This is a genomic window from Solibacillus sp. FSL W8-0372 (assembly GCF_037969735.1).
GTDB classification, from domain to species: Bacteria; Bacillota; Bacilli; order Bacillales_A; family Planococcaceae; genus Solibacillus; species Solibacillus faecavium.
In genome coordinates this window covers 3759282-3777207 of the sequence record NZ_CP150204.1, presented here as the reverse complement: position 1 = coordinate 3777207, position 17926 = coordinate 3759282, and the positions used below count along the sequence as shown (strand labels likewise).

At 41.1% G+C, this 17926-nt stretch carries 13 protein-coding genes and 3 rRNA genes; 13 read left to right on the top strand and 3 right to left on the bottom strand.

The window, feature by feature from the left end:
- The first annotated feature begins 7 nt into the window (after positions 1-7).
- The 3 genes from truA (at position 8) to rpsI (ending at position 1843) form a co-directional block, all read left to right on the top strand.
- Positions 8-751, top strand: a complete 744-nt coding sequence (gene truA, locus MKY13_RS19275) for a tRNA pseudouridine(38-40) synthase TruA (protein ID WP_191701172.1) — start codon at positions 8-10, stop codon at positions 749-751.
- Between the two features lie 236 nt (positions 752-987).
- On the top strand, positions 988-1425 hold the full coding sequence (gene rplM, locus MKY13_RS19270) for a 50S ribosomal protein L13 (protein ID WP_191701173.1): 438 nt from the start codon (positions 988-990) through the stop codon (positions 1423-1425).
- Positions 1426-1450: 25 nt separating this feature from the next.
- Positions 1451-1843, top strand: a complete 393-nt coding sequence (rpsI, locus tag MKY13_RS19265; RefSeq protein ID WP_191701174.1) for a 30S ribosomal protein S9 — start codon at positions 1451-1453, stop codon at positions 1841-1843.
- Between the two features lie 236 nt (positions 1844-2079).
- Here the strand turns inward: rpsI and MKY13_RS19260 are convergent, their stop codons facing one another.
- On the bottom strand, positions 2080-2904 hold the full coding sequence (locus MKY13_RS19260) for a methyl-accepting chemotaxis protein (protein ID WP_191701175.1): 825 nt from the start codon (positions 2902-2904) through the stop codon (positions 2080-2082).
- 186 nt (positions 2905-3090) lie between these two features.
- Between MKY13_RS19260 and MKY13_RS19255 the strand changes: the two genes are divergently transcribed.
- The 5 genes from MKY13_RS19255 to MKY13_RS19235 all read left to right on the top strand — a co-directional run bounded on the left by MKY13_RS19255 (position 3091) and on the right by MKY13_RS19235 (position 8836).
- Positions 3091-3363 carry a 2-keto-3-deoxygluconate kinase gene (locus MKY13_RS19255; protein WP_191701176.1) on the top strand — a complete coding sequence of 91 codons (273 nt, stop codon included), beginning with the start codon at positions 3091-3093 and terminating at the stop codon, positions 3361-3363.
- A gap of 32 nt (positions 3364-3395) precedes the next feature.
- Complete coding sequence (locus MKY13_RS19250; RefSeq protein WP_191701177.1) at positions 3396-5135, top strand: ABC transporter ATP-binding protein; 1740 nt, start codon at positions 3396-3398, stop codon at positions 5133-5135.
- Positions 5136-5160: 25 nt separating this feature from the next.
- Positions 5161-6936, top strand: a complete 1776-nt coding sequence (locus MKY13_RS19245) for an ABC transporter ATP-binding protein (protein WP_191701191.1) — start codon at positions 5161-5163, stop codon at positions 6934-6936.
- Between the two features lie 57 nt (positions 6937-6993).
- Complete coding sequence (locus MKY13_RS19240) at positions 6994-7707, top strand: N-acetylmuramoyl-L-alanine amidase (protein WP_191701178.1); 714 nt, start codon at positions 6994-6996, stop codon at positions 7705-7707.
- A 73-nt stretch (positions 7708-7780) separates the two neighbouring features.
- Entirely contained in the window at positions 7781-8836 is a 1056-nt protein-coding gene (locus MKY13_RS19235) for a P-loop NTPase (RefSeq protein ID WP_339214509.1), read from the top strand.
- 49 nt (positions 8837-8885) lie between these two features.
- Here MKY13_RS19235 and gerD read toward each other — a convergent pair whose 3' ends face one another.
- Positions 8886-9497: a spore germination lipoprotein GerD gene (gene gerD, locus MKY13_RS19230; RefSeq protein WP_191701180.1), complete on the bottom strand. Its 612-nt coding sequence runs from the start codon at positions 9495-9497 to the stop codon at positions 8886-8888.
- Positions 9498-9644: 147 nt separating this feature from the next.
- Between gerD and MKY13_RS19225 the strand changes: the two genes are divergently transcribed.
- Entirely contained in the window at positions 9645-10325 is a 681-nt protein-coding gene (locus tag MKY13_RS19225) for a KinB-signaling pathway activation protein (RefSeq protein WP_191701181.1), read from the top strand.
- A gap of 76 nt (positions 10326-10401) precedes the next feature.
- Here the strand turns inward: MKY13_RS19225 and MKY13_RS19220 are convergent, their stop codons facing one another.
- Entirely contained in the window at positions 10402-10971 is a 570-nt protein-coding gene (locus tag MKY13_RS19220) for a hypothetical protein (protein WP_225231336.1), read from the bottom strand.
- Positions 10972-11299: 328 nt separating this feature from the next.
- Here MKY13_RS19220 and MKY13_RS19215 point away from each other — a divergent pair.
- From MKY13_RS19215 to MKY13_RS19200, 4 genes are all read left to right on the top strand, one after another.
- Positions 11300-12854: ribosomal RNA gene (locus MKY13_RS19215) — 16S ribosomal RNA — on the top strand.
- A gap of 268 nt (positions 12855-13122) precedes the next feature.
- Positions 13123-16051: ribosomal RNA gene (locus MKY13_RS19210) — 23S ribosomal RNA — on the top strand.
- Positions 16052-16149: 98 nt separating this feature from the next.
- Positions 16150-16265 (top strand): 5S ribosomal RNA (gene rrf, locus MKY13_RS19205).
- Together the 16S, 23S and 5S rRNA genes form the textbook arrangement of a ribosomal RNA operon.
- 321 nt (positions 16266-16586) lie before the next feature.
- Positions 16587-17882, top strand: coding sequence for an alpha/beta fold hydrolase (locus tag MKY13_RS19200; protein WP_191701902.1), 1296 nt, complete (start codon positions 16587-16589; stop codon positions 17880-17882).
- The last annotated feature ends 44 nt before the right edge of the window (positions 17883-17926 follow it).

Sequence of the window (17926 nt, the reverse complement as noted above, 5' to 3'; positions counted from 1 at the left end):
TATTGAAATGGTCAGATTAAAAGCAACAATAAGCTATGATGGTACGGCATTTGCTGGTTATCAAGTTCAGCCGGGAGAGCGTACAGTACAGCTTGAAATTGAAAAGGTATTAGCTACGATGCATAAAGGAAATCAGGTGAAAATTACAGCAAGTGGACGTACGGATGCGCGTGTCCATGCAACAGGTCAAGTGATTCACTTCGATACACCTTTATCCATACCGCTAGAAAAATATCAAAAGGCTTTAAATGTGCAGTTACCACGTGATATTCGAGTAATGCAAGTAGAGCAAGTAAAGGATGATTTTCATGCACGCTATGATGTACTAGGAAAGCGTTACCGGTACATTTGGGATTGTAGCATGATTCAAAGTCCTTTTAGACGTCATTATGCAGTTGAGACTAATGGGATAAAACCCGATATTGAATCAATGCGAGATGCGGCTCAAGCTATTATAGGAAAGCATGATTTTAGCTGTTTTTGCGCGGCGAATACGAGTGTGGTTGATAAGGTGCGTGTAGTCAATGCATTAGAGCTTAATTGGCATGGTGAGGAATTGCATATGACAATAAGCGGGAATGGCTTCCTGTACAATATGGTCCGGATTATAGCGGGTACGTTATGGGAAGTAGGAACAGAGAGAAGGGAAATAAGTTCGTTACCCCAGATGATTGCTTCGAAGGATCGTTCTTTGGCAGGTAAGACTGCCCCAGCGCACGGTTTATATTTAGAGCAAGTTTTTTATAAATAATTTATATATTTTTTGAAAATTTTTTGTACGATTATGTAAAAATACGAGAAAAATAGCCGTGGGAAAAGGATTAACAACCTCTCCAGGTGTTCAATTAAATATCTTGACTTTAAACGCGATACATTATATGATGATGTATGGTATTTTCATTACCACCACAATAATAAGCCCCGAAACTTATATAGTGTATATAATGAAAAATAACGGTAATTCATATCGATTAGGAGGATACAAACATGCGCACAACTTTCATGGCTAAAGGTCAAGAAGTAGAACGTAAATGGTTAGTAGTTGACGCAGAAGGCCAAACATTAGGTCGTTTAGCTTCTGAAGTAGCTTCTATCTTACGTGGTAAACATAAACCAACTTTCACACCAAACGTTGATACAGGAGATCACGTGATCATCATCAACGCTGATAAAATTGAGTTAACAGGTAACAAATTACAAAAGAAAATTTACTACCGTCACACTCAATTCGCTGGTGGTTTAAAACAACGTACAGCTGGAGAAATGAAAGAAAAATACCCAACACAAATGCTTGAACTAGCAATTAAGGGTATGCTTCCAAAGAACTCTTTAGGTCGTCAAATGTTCACTAAACTGAACGTTTACACTGGTTCTGAACATCCACATGCTGCACAAAAACCAGAAGCTTACGAGCTACGTGGTTAATAAACTATAATAGGAGGAAATAACTTTGGCACAAGTACAATACATCGGCACAGGTCGCCGTAAAAGCTCAACTGCTCGCGTACGTTTAGTACCAGGCGAAGGTAAAGTAGTAATCAACAATCGTGAAATTGCAGATTACCTACCATACGAAACTTTACACTTAATTATCAACCAACCATTAGTAGCTACAGAAACTAAAGGTTCTTATGACGTTCACGTTAACGTAAACGGTGGTGGATTCACAGGTCAAGCTGGAGCAATCCGTCACGGTATCGCTCGTGCATTATTACAAGTTGATCCAGACTTCCGTCCAGCTTTAAAAGCTGCAGGTCTATTAACTCGTGATTCTCGTATGAAAGAACGTAAAAAACCAGGTTTACGCGGCGCTCGTCGTGCACCTCAGTTCTCAAAACGTTAATCTTTACGATTACTATTTTGCGAAATTACAAAACCCTTTCTCAGGACTTGTTCCGAGAAAGGGTTTTTCTGTGTTTTTTAACGACGTATCCGAATAGTTATAACTAATCTAGTGAAGGTAAGGTCACTTTTAATCATTTAAATTTAAAATGAAATTAGAAATTCCCATAACAAAACCCTTTCCCCAATATTTTTCGGGAAAGGGTTTACTAGTTTATTTAAATATATAAGTCAAAGTTATTTTTCAATATTATCTAGCTCTAAAAGTTTTTCGCCCATTTCATTTATACTTCCGTACGCACTGCTCATTTCATGCATGCTCGCAGTATACTCTTCGGTAAATGTAGAAATTTGATTCGTGTACGTATTAATATATTCAATGGAATTAGTAATATCAATAAGTTGTTGTGCAATTTTATCTGCACTGTCCGTACTGTTTTGGGCCATTTTCTGTATTTCTTTTGCTACGACTGCAAAGCCTTTACCATGTTCGCCTGAACGGGCAGCTTCAATAGAGGCATTTAACCCTAAAATTTTTGAGTGCATAGCAATATCTTTTACCGCACCCACAATTGAATTAATCTCTATAATATTTTTATGCATTTGCTCTGCGAAAACGGATAGTTCTTCGACGCGCTTAGACACATCGCTGCTGGCATTTGCTAATTGTTCTGTAGTCGCGGACATTTCTTCGACAGCTCCAGAAAGCTCTGTTGCTACAAATCGCATATTACTCACCCGGTAATTGGAGATAACACCTGTTACAACACCAATTACTTCGCCCTGCTCATATATTGGCACAGAAGATGCGATATATGGGAAGCCAAATCCTTCTGCACTACGCTCTTCACGAAGAAATTTTCCACTTTTCAGAGCACGGACACTCGTCGTATGATGATGCTTTTCAACTGATTCCCCTAATTGAATGTTTAAATCAATGTTACGCCCCTTTTTGTATCCGATCACCTTTTCCGTATCAAATATAAGTATGCATGCATCTTCAGGATATGTAGATTGGTAAAAGTCAATCGAGTCTACAATTGCTTGTAGCTTTGGATTCATAGCAACCACCCCTTAACAAATATTAATAAATTGATTCGAACAATATCTAACTTTATTCTACTATATACTCTACTTAGAGGGGGCATATTTTACAGAATATTATGAATAATTTATGATAAATAGCAATATTGTATACGTTCGTATACAATAATATACGATTATATTCATATACTAAGGAGGAATTTCATGAAATCAGAAGGTAGCGGTAGACGACGTAAGGATATCGAGTGTGGCACTCGCCGAAGAGGTGCCCAAACTTTCCGTCGAGGTCGTGCAATTGTATTTTATCGCCAGCTTGAATCAAAGCGCGCTACATTAATAAATCAATTGGAATCTAAAGAACTGCAAACTATTCATCCAGTTATCGCAGGCGAATTAAAAGCAACGGAAGCTATTATGAATGACTTTTTAGAGTTGTTTCAGCTAAATGAAATATTAGAAGATCCACAAGAAAATTAATTTGGATTCCCATAAGGAAGTGAACGAATTTAATGCAGGCAGTAGGGAAATTATCAAAATATATAAAACCATATATTCTGTTTGCTATCATTGCACCGATAATGATGATAGTCGAAGTAAGTATGGATTTGTTACAGCCAACAATTTTACAGCATATTATTGACGATGGGATTGCTGAAAACGATACGGTATTTATACTAAGAAGTTTTGGTTTAATGATTATTACATCATTAATCGGTTTGATAGGTGGGATTGGATGTTCGATTTATGCCTCACGAACCGCAGTTAATTTTTCAACGGATCTTCGTCATGATTTGTATGAAACGATTACTTATTTTTCAAATAGTAGTAAAGACAAATTTACACTCGGAAAACTTGTTACGAATTTAACGAGTGATATTGAAATGCTTCAGCGTGCATTAACGATGCTGCTTAAAATATTTGTTCGTGGTCCAATGATGTTTATCGGGGCTATTGTTATTGTATTTATTACAGCGCGGGAACTATTTCCGATTTTGATGGTAGTAGTACCGATTTTAGCGTTTTGTATGTATTACTTCACAGCACTGTCAGGCAAGCTTTTCCATAAAGTTCAGTTGGTAGTCGACGTAGTAAATACAAAGGTTCAAGAAAATTTAGCTGGTATTCGGGTTATTAAGGCTTATAACCGAAAAAATCATCAAATTGATCAGTTTACAGACATTAATACACAATTAATGAAACGCTCTATGTCAGCAGATCAAATTATTGGTGTGCTAGCTCCATTGACGATGTTTGTCGTGAATATGGGAATTGTTGCAGCATTATGGATGGGTGCCATTAAGGTAGATAATAATACCTTACAAGTAGGTGTTATTTTAGCCTTTATTAACTATTTAATGATGGTCATGCAAGGGCTGATGAGTTCTTCAATGGTTCTTGTACAGCTTGCACGTGCAGTTCCGAGTGCAGAGCGTATTGTAGAAGTATTGGAGGAAAAAATAGAATTTACAAATCCTTCCGTACCAGAGTCACATAAGATTCAAGGTAGTGTTAGTTTTGAAAATGTCAGCTTCTCTTATTTAAAAGGAACGGAATCAGTACTTAAAAATATTAGTTTCCATGTAAATGCCGGTGAAACGGTTGGCATTCTAGGAATGACAGGGAGCGGGAAATCCACGTTAGTCAAGATGATTCCAAGATTGTTTGATGTCGATAGTGGTGTGATAAAAATTGATGGGATACCAATAGGACAATACGGGCTTGAACATCTACGCCAGTCAATAGGATTCGCTCCTCAAAAGGCGACCTTGTTTTCAAAAACAATAGCTGAGAACCTTCAATATGGAAAGTCAGAGGCAACAGAGCAACAAATTTTACAAGCATTGCAAGCATCGAATGCGAGAGAATTTGTTGATAGACTTGAGGCAGGGACAGAGCATGTGCTAACACAAGGGGCAACGAATTTATCGGGTGGACAAAGGCAACGGCTGGCAATGGCACGAGCATTTATACGCAAACCGAATATTTTAGTGTTGGATGATGTGACGAGTGCAGTTGATAGTATTTCCGAAAAGGCTATTCAGCAGGCAATTGATGAACAGTTTGCCGGGGCGACAAAATTTATCGTTTCATCTAAAATTTCCTCAGTTCGACATGCCAATCAAATTCTCTTAATGGATGACGGGAAAATAATTGCCAAAGGGACGCATGAGCAATTATTAAAGACGAGCGAGTTATATAATGAAATGGCAAAAACACAAGCGGAAAAAGGGGTGACCTTAAGTGAATAAACAACAAGGGGGACCACCAAATCCGATGGGCCATCCAGGAGGGCGATTTACCGGTCCTGTTGTGAAGCCGAAAAATCAAAAAGAGACATTACTTCGTATATGGAGTTATTTACGTATTCAAAAGGTTGAACTAATTAGTGTTGTTATTTTTGTAATTATAAGTACGCTTTTAAGTTTAGTCGGTCCATTTTTAATAGGTAAGACAATTGATGACTATATTATAAAGCTTGATATATCAGGATCAATTCGTATGGCGCTGGTTTTGGCAGGGGTGTATATCGCATCATCTTTACTAACGTGGATTCAAACATTTGTAATGATACGTGTATCACAAAAGACCATTCGCCGTTTACGTCAACAGCTTTTTGAGCAATATCAATCACTACCATTAGCTTTTTATGATAAAAAGCAACAGGGTGATTTAATGAGTCGGATGACAAATGATATTGAAAATTTAAATGCAGCATTGTCGCAAAGTGTTATTCAAATTGTATCGAGCTTTTTAACCATTGTTGGTACGGCATTTGCGCTATTTTATTTGGATTGGCGTTTAGCACTTGTCACACTTATTATCATCCCGCTTATCGTGTTCGCTACGAAACAGATTATAAAAAGAAGCAGTGTAAACTATAAAGCGCGTCAACGGGATCTAGGTAATTTAAATGGCTACATTGAAGAGACGATTTCTAATGCAGATATTATTACACTGTTCGGTAAAGAAAAATCAACGCTGGCAGAATTTAAAGAAGCGAACGAAAGACTACGTGGTTCTGCAATGCGGGCAGATATTATTTCCGGGTTCATGGGTCCAGTTAATAACTTCATGAATAACCTAGGATTAAGTTTAGTAATTGGGACAGGTGCAGTTATGGCGGTAACGAGTGGACTTACGATTGGGGTTATCGCATCGTTTGTTACATATACACGCCAGTTTTTCCGTCCAATTAATCAGCTATCAAACTTATTAAATACATTCCAGTCAGCAATTGCTGGTTCTGAGCGAGTATTTGAAGTATTAGATGAAGTAAGGGAAATAGAAGACATCGAGCATGCAAAAGAAAAACCTCAGTTTAAAGGGGATGTCACTTTTGAAAATGTCAAATTCGCGTATGAGTCAGGGAAACCAGTACTGCGCGGCATCAACTTTAAAGCGAAAGCCGGGGAAACAATTGCGATTGTTGGTCCAACCGGTTCAGGAAAAACGACCATTATTCAATTGCTTACACGTTTTTACGATGCAACAGGAGGCCGAATACTACTGGATGATGAGCCGATTACGCATTACAAAATGAATAATATTCGGGATCATGTCGGGGTAGTCCTACAGGAGACGTATTTATTTTCCGGGACGGTACGTGAAAATATTCGTTTCGGCAAGTTGAATGCTACAGACGAGGAAGTTGAACAGGCGGCCAAAATTGCCTATGCACATAATTTTATCAAGTACTTGCCAGAGCAATACGATACAGTGTTATCAAGTGGCGGCTTAAACTTAAGTCAAGGGCAGCGTCAGCTTATTGCCATTGCACGTGCGATTTTGGAGGATCCAGATATTTTAATTTTAGATGAAGCAACTTCGAGCGTTGATACGATGACTGAAGTTCATATTCAAAAAGGGTTGAATAATTTAATGAAAGGTCGTACAAGTTTTGTTATTGCACACCGTTTAAAGACGATAGAAAACGCCGATCAAATTCTCGTCATTAAAGATGGACAAATTTTAGAGCAAGGCAATCACGATTCTTTAATTAATGCCAAAGGATTTTATGCAACGCTTCAAAATCAGCTAATGGCCAATTAATCGAGGTAATAAACGCCCCCTCTTTTGCGTATAGTAGGCAAAAAGGGCGGTGTTTTTATGAAGCGTTGGCTTGCACTTATATTCGTTATTTTTTGTTCGATGCTAGTCGTTGTATATGAAACAAATGCTTCCGACCGGCGATTTTTTTTACCCGAGCCATTAGGTGGGTTGAAAATTGTATTGGATGCTGGTCATGGAGGTATTGATGGTGGTGCTTCAAATGGTGATGTAATCGAAAAAGATGTGACATTGGCAATTACAAAAAAAGTAGCTCGTCAATTGACACGTTTAGGGGCAGAAGTAATATTAACGCGTTCAACAGATGGAGATGTACTAAGTGAACATGCACCAAAGGAGACATTTCCAACACTTCGTGAGCGTAAAAAACAGGATATTTTCCTACGTGAAACATTAGTGGAATCACATGAGCCGGATATATTTATTACGATTCATGCAAATGCAATTCCAAATAGTAAATGGAGAGGAGCCCAAGTGTTTTATCATCATGAAGGACATGAAAAGAGTGAAGCACTCGCACAGGCTGTTCAACAATCCATTCGTACTACGATGGAAAATACAGACAGGGAAGCATTATCGATTAAAAATGTTTATTTACTAAAGAAGGTGGAAATACCTGCAGTATTGGTAGAAACGGGTTTCCTAAGCAATGAAGAAGAAAGGGACTTGCTTGCTACTGAAAGTTATCAGGATAAGATGGCATTTGCAATTGCGCGTGGAATCGAAAATTATATTCATGTGAAATTTGACTAGGCAACATGTAATAGCAATACGGGACTAGTATGATATACTAACAATGGATATTTCATTCAGGGGAGTGTTTGATGTGCTAAATGAACAACAAGTTCGAGAACTATTGGGCGAATTACAGGATCCGTTTTTACATAAAACATTAGCAGAAACAAAAGGTGTAACAAACGTTTCAATTAAAGCAGAAAAAGGGCATGTTAGTGTTCGTATTGCAATTGCAAAGGTAAATACGCCGGAACAAATGACACTACAAATGAAAATTGTAGAAGTGTTAAAAGAAAACGGCGCGGCTTCAGTGGGGATTCGTTTTGAAGAATTACCAGCAGAAGTTTTACAATCATTCCGTGGACAAGCGACGGAGTCACAGGCACAGGATATATTATCACCATTATCAAGTGTGCAATTTATCTCAATTGCTTCTGGTAAAGGTGGCGTAGGGAAATCGACTGTATCTGTCAACATGGCAGTTGCTTTAGCGCGCTTAGGAAAAAAAGTAGGATTAATCGATGCAGATATTTATGGCTTCTCTGTTCCAGATATGATGGGTGTAACGGAAATGCCAGTTGTAAAAGAAGATCGTATATATCCAGTTGAGCGTTTAGGTGTAAAAGTTATTTCAATGGGGTTCTTCGTAGAAAATAATGCACCAATTGTATGGCGCGGTCCTATGCTTGGAAAAGTACTAGACCAGTTCTTCCGTGATGTAGAGTGGGGCGAATTGGATTATCTACTATTAGATTTACCGCCAGGAACAGGGGACGTAGCACTTGATATTCACCAGATGCTACCGGCTTCAAAGGAAATTGTTGTTACAACGCCACACCCAACAGCAGCATTTGTAGCAGCTCGTGCAGGTGCAATGGCATTACAAACGAATCATGAGATTTTAGGTGTTATCGAAAACATGGCTTGGTATGAAAGCAAAACTGGTGAAAAGGAATTTGTATTCGGTCAAGGCGGCGGTCCAAAGCTAGCTGAAGAATTACGTACTAAGCTACTTGGTCAAATTCCGTTAGGTCAACCAGATTGGACTGAAGAAGATTTTGCGCCATCTATCTATGCAGAGAATCACCCTACAGGTCAGATTTACTTGAAAATTGCTGAAGAGATTGTATCGGCATTAAATAAATAAGCTTATATTAACAACCAGTTGTCCCAAAATGGAACAACTGGTTGTTTTATTATGATCCGCCACCGCTTTTTTCTTCGCTACTTCCCTTCTCAGATCCACCTCCACCACCAGATCCGGATTCTTTTTCAGACGAAGAACCTTCACCGCTTTTTTTAATCAGCTCTTCCCATTTTGACTGCATCAGAGGGTTCTCTATTGTTTCGGTCACCACTTTTTCCAGTTCCTTACGCATTACAGCACCTTTCATAATTGATTCCAGTTGCTTTTGCATATCCGGCTGTCCAAAAAATGATGTTAAAGCTTCTTGGTACGCAGAATCGTTTAATAGGTTTTTCATTAAATCCTTTTGTTGATCCTGCATACTTTTTGCGAAGTTCTCCTTAAACTTAGGGTCTTCAAATGTTTTTACCCAAAAATCCATGGCTTCTTTTGACAGCATTGTTTCCTCGGTCGCCTTTTTTACTTCCTCGGTATTTAAAATAAGCAGCTCCCGGAAGCTCTTATCTTCAAATATTTGTCGGATCGCCTTTTTTCCATCTTCTGTTTGGATAGCATCAACCATAATTTTCTTTACTTCGTCATAAGAAAGCGTCGTTGATTTGGAATCGTTACAACCAGCAATTAGAATGATGGAAAAGGCAAGTATTATTAAACGTTTCACTATTTCTTCCTTCCTTTCTTCACTTAAGCGCTTTCGTTTATTGTTCACAATTTAACAAAATATATGTAACAACTTTTAGTAGAGGTCGCTTTTTTCAAATCGAATTGATAAAATATACAAGTATATTAAAAAATGGGGGAATTGTTCGTGACGATACGAAACTGGGTTAAATTTGCTTTTTGGGCATTGATAATTGGTGGTTTAGTGAATGCAGTTGCCTCGTTAATTATTCGTTGGGACTTTTACCAACCATATTTAGCGAACGGGGAAATTTCGGAATTTCTGGCTGCGGTTATTTGGAATATCGTTTTAGGTATGACGATGAGTGTGATGGCCCAAGCAGGGTTTTTTGCTTATTTAACGTTACATCAAGTTGGTGTTAATATATTTAGATCATTAACGCTTTGGAACTGGATACAAATGTTATTGATCATTATAGTTTTAGTCGATATTGTGATTTTCCGCTTTGCCCCAGGAGCTAGTACAATGGGGGATTGGCTGATTTACGGATTTTTACTTATAGTTTTAGTCGGAGCGGCCATATTAACGGCAGTAAAGAAAATAAAAATGACGAAAAAGCCACATGTCTTAATCTCCACAATGTTCTTTATGATTGTTGTAACTTCATTAGAGTGGATTATCGCTTTAATGGGCCGCCAGGATAACATTGACGTATATGTTGCACTATTATTGTTCCCGTTAGTGGCAGTTAATGCATACCAAATTTTAATGTTGCCAAAGTATAATGCACAATCTGAAGCCGATCGAAAAAAATTGGAAGAACGTCGCAAAGCAAGAAAAGAGTCGCATACTACTGCAAAAGCTTAAATAGAAAGGGCTGTCACAAACATAAGCGTTTGTGACGGCCCATTGTTATTTTATAGTAGACATAGATTCATATTTATTATGGGAATCGTTTTGTAGAAATTTCATAACCAAATATATTTTGTTCAATTGAAACAAAAATATGCTCATTCATAAATTGTTTAATGGCATCAAAAGAGACATTCTCCTCACGATGTAAAGGAATACTTACAAATGAACCTTCAGGAATTTTACTTTCTACTATAGGAAAGGTTTCTGTTGGAGCAATTATGTTAATGCCAAGTTGATGTAAAGCTGATTGCATAGAATCTTCCATTTTGTAATCAGCGGTCGCAAACCATAGTGGCTTTTTGTAAAATGTTTTTTCGTAAATAGCGAGCTGTTTATTTAAAAGTGCTTCATCGACATATTGATCACTTGTAGAACCGAGTAGACCAACTCTAATATTCTTTTCTATTAATACTTTTACTAAATCAGGACTTCGTAATAGCCAATCACTATCTGCTAAAAAAAGTGGATAAGGCTCTTTCAGGTTTGTAACCCATTCTTCCAAACCTTTATGAGAATAACTGAGTTCAATGATTACACTTTTACCGAATTGACCTTTTGTAATGATTGCTGGAGTCTCTGTTAATTGAAATACAGGCATAATACTACTTTTTTCATCAAAATAAATGAATACCAGAAATAAGCATAAAATTAGTGATACCAACGTTTTAAACATGATTAACTACCCACTTTCCGATTGTTTTAAACACGATTCTATTAAAAACTTATGAAAAAGTGTTGACGGATATAACAAGAGGATGTTACTATAAGTGAGTCGCCAAGAGATGACGCGACAAACGAAACACGATGAACCTTGAAAACTGAACAAGCAACGTTAATGAAACAAGCTTCTTAAATGAAGCAAACAATAGATTTTAACTTTTAATTAAGTTAAATCGCTAGCAAAGCAAATGAGCTTTCAAACTACTTTTATGGAGAGTTTGATCCTGGCTCAGGACGAACGCTGGCGGCGTGCCTAATACATGCAAGTCGAGCGGATGATGAGAGAAGCTTGCTTCTCTCTGATTTAGCGGCGGACGGGTGAGTAACACGTGGGTAACCTACCTTATAGATTGGGATAACTCCGGGAAACCGGGGCTAATACCGAATAATACTTTTAAACACATGTTTGAAAGTTGAAAGACGGTTTCGGCTGTCACTATAAGATGGACCCGCGGCGCATTAGCTAGTTGGTGAGGTAACGGCTCACCAAGGCAACGATGCGTAGCCGACCTGAGAGGGTGATCGGCCACACTGGGACTGAGACACGGCCCAGACTCCTACGGGAGGCAGCAGTAGGGAATCTTCCACAATGGACGAAAGTCTGATGGAGCAACGCCGCGTGAGTGAAGAAGGATTTCGGTTCGTAAAACTCTGTTGCAAGGGAAGAACAAGTAGCGTAGTAACTGGCGCTACCTTGACGGTACCTTGTTAGAAAGCCACGGCTAACTACGTGCCAGCAGCCGCGGTAATACGTAGGTGGCAAGCGTTGTCCGGAATTATTGGGCGTAAAGCGCGCGCAGGTGGTTCCTTAAGTCTGATGTGAAAGCCCCCGGCTCAACCGGGGAGGGTCATTGGAAACTGGGGAACTTGAGTGCAGAAGAGGATAGTGGAATTCCAAGTGTAGCGGTGAAATGCGTAGAGATTTGGAGGAACACCAGTGGCGAAGGCGACTGTCTGGTCTGTAACTGACACTGAGGCGCGAAAGCGTGGGGAGCAAACAGGATTAGATACCCTGGTAGTCCACGCCGTAAACGATGAGTGCTAAGTGTTGGGGGGTTTCCGCCCCTCAGTGCTGCAGCTAACGCATTAAGCACTCCGCCTGGGGAGTACGGTCGCAAGACTGAAACTCAAAGGAATTGACGGGGGCCCGCACAAGCGGTGGAGCATGTGGTTTAATTCGAAGCAACGCGAAGAACCTTACCAGGTCTTGACATCCCGGTGACCACTATGGAGACATAGTTTCCCCTTCGGGGGCAACGGTGACAGGTGGTGCATGGTTGTCGTCAGCTCGTGTCGTGAGATGTTGGGTTAAGTCCCGCAACGAGCGCAACCCTTATTCTTAGTTGCCATCATTTAGTTGGGCACTCTAAGGAGACTGCCGGTGATAAACCGGAGGAAGGTGGGGATGACGTCAAATCATCATGCCCCTTATGACCTGGGCTACACACGTGCTACAATGGACGATACAAACGGTTGCCAACCCGCGAGGGGGAGCTAATCCGATAAAATCGTTCTCAGTTCGGATTGTAGGCTGCAACTCGCCTACATGAAGCCGGAATCGCTAGTAATCGCGGATCAGCATGCCGCGGTGAATACGTTCCCGGGCCTTGTACACACCGCCCGTCACACCACGAGAGTTTGTAACACCCGAAGTCGGTGAGGTAACCTTTATGGAGCCAGCCGCCGAAGGTGGGATAGATGATTGGGGTGAAGTCGTAACAAGGTAGCCGTATCGGAAGGTGCGGCTGGATCACCTCCTTTCTAAGGATTATTTCGGAATCATTCCCTTGGGGAATGAAACATTAACGTTTGCTGTTCAGTTTTGAAGGTTCATTCTTAATTGAATGAGATACTTCAAAACCTTGTTGGTTTAATTCATCTTGTATGATTGAACCGCATTTCGTTCTTTGAAAACTGGATAAAACGACATTGATAGCAATAAAACAAATTTCTATTTTATAGAAATGTAACAAGTCAAGCAATTGACGTGTAAACTTAAATCTTAGATTTTATCTAAGTGTTAACTTTTGGTTAAGTTAATAAGGGCGCACGGTGGATGCCTTGGCACTAGGAGTCGATGAAGGACGGCACTAACACCGATATGCCTCGGGGAGCTGTAAGTAAGCTTTGATCCGGGGATTTCCGAATGGGGGAACCCACTATCTTTAATCGGATAGTATCTACACGTGAATACATAGCGTGATGAGGACAGACGCAGGGAACTGAAACATCTAAGTACCTGCAGGAACAGAAAGAAAATTCGATTCCCTGAGTAGCGGCGAGCGAAACGGGAAGAGCCCAAACCAAAGAGCTTGCTCTTTGGGGTTGTAGGACACTCTATACGGAGTTACAAAAGAATGAATTAGACGAAGCGACTTGGAAAGGTCCGCGAAACAAGGTAAAAGCCCTGTAGTCAAAAGTTCATTCCCTCCAGAGTGTATCCTGAGTACGGCGGAACACGTGAAATTCCGTCGGAATCCGGGAGGACCATCTCCCAAGGCTAAATACTACCTAGTGACCGATAGTGAACCAGTACCGTGAGGGAAAGGTGAAAAGCACCCCGGAAGGGGAGTGAAATAGATCCTGAAACCGTGTGCCTACAAGTAGTTAGAGCCCGTTAATGGGTGATAGCGTGCCTTTTGTAGAATGAACCGGCGAGTTACGATTACGTGCGAGGTTAAGTTGAGAAGACGGAGCCGCAGCGAAAGCGAGTCTGAATAGGGCGAATTAGTACGTGGTCGTAGACCCGAAACCAGGTGATCTACCCATGTCCAGGGTGAAGGTGAGGTAACACTCACTGGAGGCCCGAACCCACGCACGTTGAAAAGTGCGGGGATGAGGTGTGGGTAGCGGAGAAATTCCAATCGAACCTGGAGATAGCTGGTTCTCTCCGAAATAGCTTTAGGGCTAGCCTCGTGATTGAGAATACCGGAGGTAGAGCACTGTTTGGACTAGGGGGGCATCTCGCTTTACCGAATTCAGACAAACTCCGAATGCCGGATATTTATACACGGGAGTCAGACTGCGAGTGATAAGATCCGTAGTCAAGAGGGAAACAGCCCAGACCACCAGCTAAGGTCCCCAAGTAATCGTTAAGTGGAAAAGGATGTGGCGTTGCTTAGACAACCAGGATGTTGGCTTAGAAGCAGCCATCATTTAAAGAGTGCGTAATAGCTCACTGGTCGAGTGACGCTGCGCCGAAAATGTATCGGGGCTAAACGATTCACCGAAGCTGTGGATGCATACTTTGAGTATGCGTGGTAGGAGAGCGTTCTAATAGCGTTGAAGTCAGACCGGAAGGACTGGTGGAGCGATTAGAAGTGAGAATGCCGGTATGAGTAGCGAAACATGGGTGAGAATCCCATGCACCGTATGACTAAGGTTTCCTGAGGAAGGCTCGTCCGCTCAGGGTTAGTCGGGACCTAAGCCGAGGCCGATAGGCGTAGGCGATGGACAACAGGTTGATATTCCTGTACCACCTCCTCACCGTTTGAGAAATGGGGGGACGCAGTAGGATAGGGTAAGCACGCCGTTGGTTGCGCGTGTTCAAGCAGTAAGGCGTGTATGTAGGCAAATCCGCATACTTTAACGTTGAGCTGTGATGACGAGCTCTTATGAGCGAAGTTCCTGATTTCACACTGCCAAGAAAAGCCTCTATCGAGGTGAGAGGTGCCCGTACCGCAAACCGACACAGGTAGTCGAGGAGAGAATCCTAAGGTGTGCGAGAGAACTCTCGTTAAGGAACTCGGCAAAATGACCCCGTAACTTCGGGAGAAGGGGTGCTTCTTTGGGTGCATAGCCTAGAGAAGCCGCAGTGAATAGGCCCAGGCGACTGTTTAGCAAAAACACAGGTCTCTGCAAAACCGTAAGGTGACGTATAGGGGCTGACGCCTGCCCGGTGCTGGAAGGTTAAGAGGAGCGGTTAGCGCAAGCGAAGCTGTGAATTGAAGCCCCAGTAAACGGCGGCCGTAACTATAACGGTCCTAAGGTAGCGAAATTCCTTGTCGGGTAAGTTCCGACCCGCACGAAAGGCGTAACGATCTGGGCACTGTCTCAACGAGAGACTCGGTGAAATTATAGTACCTGTGAAGATGCAGGTTACCCGCGACAGGACGGAAAGACCCCGTGGAGCTTTACTGTAGCCTGATATTGAATTTTGGTACAACTTGTACAGGATAGGTAGGAGCCAGAGATCCCGGAGCGCCAGCTTCGGAGGAGGCGTCGGTGGGATACTACCCTGGTTGTATTGAACTTCTAACCCATGCCCCTTAGCGGGGTAGGAGACAGTGTCAGGCGGACAGTTTGACTGGGGCGGTCGCCTCCTAAAGAGTAACGGAGGCGCCCAAAGGTTCCCTCAGAATGGTTGGAAATCATTCGAAGAGTGTAAAGGCATAAGGGAGCTTGACTGCGAGACCTACAAGTCGAGCAGGGTCGAAAGACGGGCTTAGTGATCCGGTGGTTCCGCATGGAAGGGCCATCGCTCAACGGATAAAAGCTACCCCGGGGATAACAGGCTTATCTCCCCCAAGAGTCCACATCGACGGGGAGGTTTGGCACCTCGATGTCGGCTCATCGCATCCTGGGGCTGTAGTCGGTCCCAAGGGTTGGGCTGTTCGCCCATTAAAGCGGTACGCGAGCTGGGTTCAGAACGTCGTGAGACAGTTCGGTCCCTATCCGTCGTGGGCGTAGGAAATTTGAGAGGAGCTGTCCTTAGTACGAGAGGACCGGGATGGACACACCGCTGGTGTACCAGTTGTCTTGCCAAAGGCATCGCTGGGTAGCTATGTGTGGACGGGATAAGTGCTGAAAGCATCTAAGCATGAAGCCCCCCTCAAGATGAGATTTCCCATTACGCAAGTAAGTAAGACCCCTGAAAGACGATCAGGTAGATAGGTTCGAGGTGGAAGTGCGGTGACGCATGTAGCTGACGAATACTAATCGGTCGAGGACTTAACCACATTTTATTGCACAAATTCAATGAAACGTTTATCCAGTTTTGAAAGAATGATTCTTTCAAAGGGTTCCAAGGCATAAGCTGTATTGGAAGCCAAAATAGTCTAGTGATGATGGCAAAGAGGTCACACCCGTTCCCATACCGAACACGGAAGTTAAGCTCTTTAGCGCCGATGGTAGTTGGGGGCTTCCCCCTGTGAGAGTAGGACGTCGCTAGGCTCAAAAAGTCGTTGCTGATTCAGTCAGTAGTGGCTTTTTTATTATTTAAAATTAGCAAATTAAAAATAACAAGCATGACTTGAAAGGATAAAACTTTCTATGTCATGCTTTTTTGTTTATATAAAAATAGAAATTAGATCTTACCGGTTATAAATTAATACAAATAGGAGAAGAAGTAGCTAGATGAACGTCAGAAGGAATTTCAGTTTTCATTCTTAGTTGGATTAGATAGTTATCATTCCTCAAGGCACTTTTATCATTTGAAACTTTTACAGCTAAATTACGTATACAAAGGAATAAGTTTAATTAAGGAGGAAGCTGATGCGTAAAATATTGTATATGGCAGTAGCTAGCGTATTACTGACAGCCTGTGGAAATGATAAAACAAGCAGTACCGACTTAGCTACAACAGAGCAAACTGAAAGCTCTCAGGAGGTCATCCAGATGAACGAAGCATTATTAGGGAAATGGCAAGGTATGATTGAAATCCCGCAGTCACCATTGGAAATTATTTTGGATTTGCAAAAAACAGGGGGGAATATATCGGTTCCAGCCCAAGGATTAAGTGAATTTTCATTTGAATCTGTTCAATATGATGATAGTGAAATAGAGATTAAAATTGATTTGGCAGGGTCTTTAATAAAAATAGAAGGGACTTATGAAAAGGAACAAATAGAGGGGACGTTTACACAAAATGGACAAACGTTTCCGATTACTTTAAATCCATATACAGAGGCTTCTATAACATATGAAGAGCATACGGTTCCTGTTTTAGGAGGGGAATTAAAGGTAGCCCTACAAGTGCCAGAACAACCAACAGGGGAGCTTGTTATTATCCATGCTGGTTCGGGACCAACGAATAAAGATGGAAATACTATTGGCGGTGGATCTAATAACAGCCTTAAGATGATTGCGGAAAATCTAGCCGAACAGGGAATTGCATCAATACGGTTTGATAAGCGGGGTATTGGTGAAAATACAGCACTAATTGCAAAAGAAGAGGACTTAACATTTGAAATGTATGTACAGGATGTAACGTCAATCGTTAATTATGCTAAAAAAGACAGCCGTTTTACGGAGGTTCATTTACTTGGTCATAGTGAAGGTGCATTAATTATGGCAATCGCTGCACAAAAAGGCAATGTAGACTCACTTATCTCCATTGCTGGGGCAGGTAGACCGGTCGATGAGATTTTGATGGAACAACTAGCAGCGAGTCTACCACCTAATTTGTTGTTGGAATCTGAAAAAGCATTGGAGCAGCTGAAAGCCGGTAATAAAGTCGGGAAAGTTTCGTCTGAACTTCAGTCCTTATTTAGACCATCTGTTCAACCGTATATGATTTCTTGGTTAAAATATAACCCACAGCAGGAAATAAACGATGTGATAGTACCTATACTAATACTACAAGGAAAAATGGATATCCAGATTACAGAAGAAGATGCGGAAAATCTAAAATTGGCAAATAGCAAAGCACAGCTTCATTATTTTGATCATATGAATCATGTCTTAAAAGACATAGAAGGAAATCGTGAACAAAATGTAGCGAGTTATTCAAATCCCAAATTACCATTAACGAGTGGTTTAGTAGAGGAAATTGTTAAATTCATAAAATAAATAAGTCCAGGGAAGAGGAGTTTTCCTCTTTCTGCAAGAAAAAA

Bases quoted from the DNA above. Each gene is read 5' to 3' on its own strand.
- truA (WP_191701172.1), top strand. From the start codon at position 8: ATGGTCAGATTAAAAGCAACAATAAGCTATGATGGTACGGCATTTGCT.
- rplM (WP_191701173.1), top strand. From the start codon at position 988: ATGCGCACAACTTTCATGGCTAAAGGTCAAGAAGTAGAACGTAAATGG.
- MKY13_RS19260 (WP_191701175.1), bottom strand. From the start codon at position 2,904: ATGAATCCAAAGCTACAAGCAATTGTAGACTCGATTGACTTTTACCAA.
- MKY13_RS19255 (WP_191701176.1), top strand. From the start codon at position 3,091: ATGAAATCAGAAGGTAGCGGTAGACGACGTAAGGATATCGAGTGTGGC.
- MKY13_RS19250 (WP_191701177.1), top strand. From the start codon at position 3,396: ATGCAGGCAGTAGGGAAATTATCAAAATATATAAAACCATATATTCTG.
- MKY13_RS19245 (WP_191701191.1), top strand. From the start codon at position 5,161: ATGGGCCATCCAGGAGGGCGATTTACCGGTCCTGTTGTGAAGCCGAAA.
- MKY13_RS19240 (WP_191701178.1), top strand. From the start codon at position 6,994: ATGAAGCGTTGGCTTGCACTTATATTCGTTATTTTTTGTTCGATGCTA.
- MKY13_RS19220 (WP_225231336.1), bottom strand. From the start codon at position 10,971: ATGCCTGTATTTCAATTAACAGAGACTCCAGCAATCATTACAAAAGGT.
- MKY13_RS19200 (WP_191701902.1), top strand. From the start codon at position 16,587: ATGCGTAAAATATTGTATATGGCAGTAGCTAGCGTATTACTGACAGCC.